The sequence below is a fragment of the Flavobacterium sp. genome (assembly GCF_024710485.1).
Classification (GTDB): domain Bacteria; phylum Bacteroidota; class Bacteroidia; order Flavobacteriales; family Flavobacteriaceae; genus Flavobacterium.
On sequence record NZ_JANJUQ010000028.1, the window covers coordinates 1 to 3,280 of the forward strand.

2 protein-coding genes are annotated in these 3,280 nt (G+C 33.6%); both read left to right on the forward strand.

Annotation, left to right across the window (positions count from 1 at the left end):
- The coding region (locus tag Q0M21_RS06590; protein WP_295335983.1) for a SusC/RagA family TonB-linked outer membrane protein at nt 1-2,386 on the forward strand (2,386 nt) is incomplete at its 5' end.
- Nucleotides 2,387-2,404: 18 nt separating this feature from the next.
- Nucleotides 2,405-3,280: RagB/SusD family nutrient uptake outer membrane protein (locus Q0M21_RS06595; protein WP_295335985.1), on the forward strand; the 876-nt coding region annotated here is incomplete at its 3' end.

Consider the following 3,280-nt stretch of genomic DNA (forward strand, 5'->3'; position numbering starts at 1 on the left):
TATCTTGATTACTACAAAAAAAGGAAAAGGCGGCAGATTTACGGTGAATTATAATAATTACATAGGAACTGCTTCACCAGTTGATTTATTTGATTTACTTAAAACAGAAGATTTTATTACAATTTCAAATGAAAAAAGAACCAACAGAAGTTTAGGATTATGGGCAGTAGATAATGAATTTGATACTGACTGGCAAAAAGCAGTATTAAGAGATAATGCTTTCCAACAAGATCATGCTTTATCATTATCAGGCTCAACAGACAAAGGAAATTATTACTTCTCTTTAGGTTATAGTACTCAGGAAGGAGTGACGTTGCCAAATGACATGACTCGTTACTCATTAAGAGCTAATGTAGATCAAAAAGTTAAGTCGTGGTTAACTGTAGGAACCAATATAGCTGTTTCAAAAACAGCATATGATGGGTTAAATACAGGAACAAACTCATTATCTGGTAATATTTTTAACGCAACACGTCAACATCCAAACGTTCCAATTTATAACGCTGCACATCCAACTGGCTATAATATTGATATAGCTGATCCAAGAGTTGTTGGTCGTTGGAAAAATAATGAAGTTGTAGGTGATAACATACCTAATATTATTTATGTATTAGACCATAATGTTTACAAGTCAAACATTAACAGAACTATTGCAAGTGCATTTGCTGATTTCACAATATTACCTTCTTTAAAGTTTAAAACGCAAGCTAGCGTTGACCAAGGTTTATCTGATGGTTTATTGTATTGGAATGCTACACATGGTGATGGTAACGGATCAAATGGCCGCGTTCAAAATAACTATCAAGACGCTACTCGTTGGAACTGGCAAAATGTATTATCATACAATCAAACTTTTGCAGATGATCATAATTTAGCATTAGTATTAGTTAACGAATATCAAAAGCAAGTGGTTAAGTCGTTCTTTGGTTATGGAACTGACCTTGCAAATGCATTCTTCTCAAAAAACTTAATAACTGGTTCTTACGGAACTCAACAATCAGGCGGATCAATGTCTGAAAATGGTTTTGTTTCGTATGCATCACGATTAAATTATAACTATAAAGGAAAGTATTATTTACAAGGATCGTTACGTTATGATGGTATTTCTTCTTTACCTGAAGCTAACAAATGGGGTCTTTTCCCTGGTGCATCAGTAGGTTGGACAGTATCTAATGAGTCTTTTATGGAATCATTAAAAGATGTAGTTTCTGATTTTAAATTAAGAGCATCGTTTGCAGAAGTTGGTAACGTTAGTATTGGAAACTATCCTTATTTAGGATTGTACAGCAACTCAAAATATGGTGATTATAATGGTATTGCGTTCTCTCAAATGGGTAACGATAAGTTAAAATGGGAAACTTCTACTAAATATGATGTCGGATTTGATGCTTCATTCTTCAATGGTAAGTTTAAATTAGGTTTTGATTATTTCTTAAACGATCAAGATGGATTAATTTTACAGGCACCAACCCCACCATCTCTAGGGATTCCTGGAAATCAAGTTGCTAAAAATATTGGTAGTTTAACTAATGACGGTTATGAATTTACCTTTGAAACTACTTTATTTGATAAGGAGAATTTTAGCTGGACAGTTGATGGTAACTTATCTTTAGTAAGTAATACAGTTAATACCTTAGTTAATGGACAGGATATTAAGTATGAAAACAACATTTTGAGAGAAGGAGAGCCTATGTATGCACTTTGGGGATACAGATATTGGGGTGTTAACCCTGCAAACGGAAACCCTGTTTACTTCAAGGCAGACAACTCTTTAGTTCAAGGTAATATTGCAAATTCAACTTATTATGTATTTGATCCTGCAAATCCTGGTACATTAGGAGCTGTTTCTTCTTTAAGTTCTACTTTAGATAAAACTATATTAGGAGAAGCTTTGCCAACATACTTTGGTGCGATAAATACAAAAATGACTTACAAAGCATTTGATTTAAGTGCGATGGTTCGTTTTAGTGGAGGTAATATGATTCAAAACTCTACTCGTAGAGATTTAATGAACTTAAACTTTACCAATAATAGTACTGAAATATTGGGAAGATGGCAGAGTGCTGCAAATCCTGGAGACGGAATGACACCAAGATTATGGGCATCAGGAAATACCTTTGTTAACTTAACAGGCCACTCTTCTACACGTTGGGTTGAAAAAGGAGATTATATTAAATTAGATAATATTTCATTAGGATATACATTGCCTAAATCATTATTAGAAAAAGCAGGTATTGATAAAATGAGAGTATTTGTACAAGGACAAGGTTTATTTATGATTACTGATTATAAAGGCTTAGACCCTGAAATGGAAAACTTAGGAGTTGATTTAAATGGAACACCGCGTCAACGTGTGGTAACTATGGGTATTAACATGAGTTTATAATTAATAAAATTTATTATTATGAAAAATATATTTAAATCATTTACACATTATCTAAAATTAGCAGTAGTTGTGCCGGTTTTGATAATGGGAATTGTTTTATCTTCTTGTAATGAAGATATAATAGAACTAGAGCCATTTACTAGTGTATCTGAAAATGCAGCATTTTCAACACCATCGTTAATTGATTTATCAGTTACTGGTATGTATAATGCTGCTCAAATTGGATTATATAATGGTGCTGGACGTGGTTATCCATTTGGTGCAGCTTTTGTGCAACAAGGAGATAACAGAGGAGAAGATGTTGTAAATATTGCAACGTTTTACCAGCTAACGTATACGGCTACTTATGATCCTACAACTGCTAACAACGTTTATTATTGGGTAGATACCTACCGTTTAATAAACAGAGCTAATATTGTTATTGATGGAGTAACTAAGGCTGTTGCAGCTGGTGTTATAACAGCAGCCAAAGGAGATGATTATATTGGTGAAGCATTGTATTTTAGAGCTATTGCACATATGGAATTATTATTCCATTTTGCTAGACCTTATAAATTTACAGCAGGCGCTACACATCCAGGAGTTCCTTACAGAACTATTCCTTATACTACTCAGGAAAATATTGATTTAGGAACTGCTCAAGGAAGAAACACCGTAAAAGAGTGCTATGATAAACTTATTGCTGATTTAGATGCAGCTGAAACTAAATTATTAGCAAAATCTGCACGTTCTGGAAATGCCAAAATTGTAAGAGCTACTAAAGAGGCTGCAATCGCTATGAAAACCAGAGCCTATTTGCATATGGGTAATTGGGATAAAGTGTTGACAGAAGGTGCTAAATTAAATGGCTTATATACCTTAACAGCTAATCCAGATGGTGTTTTTGCTAGCAAT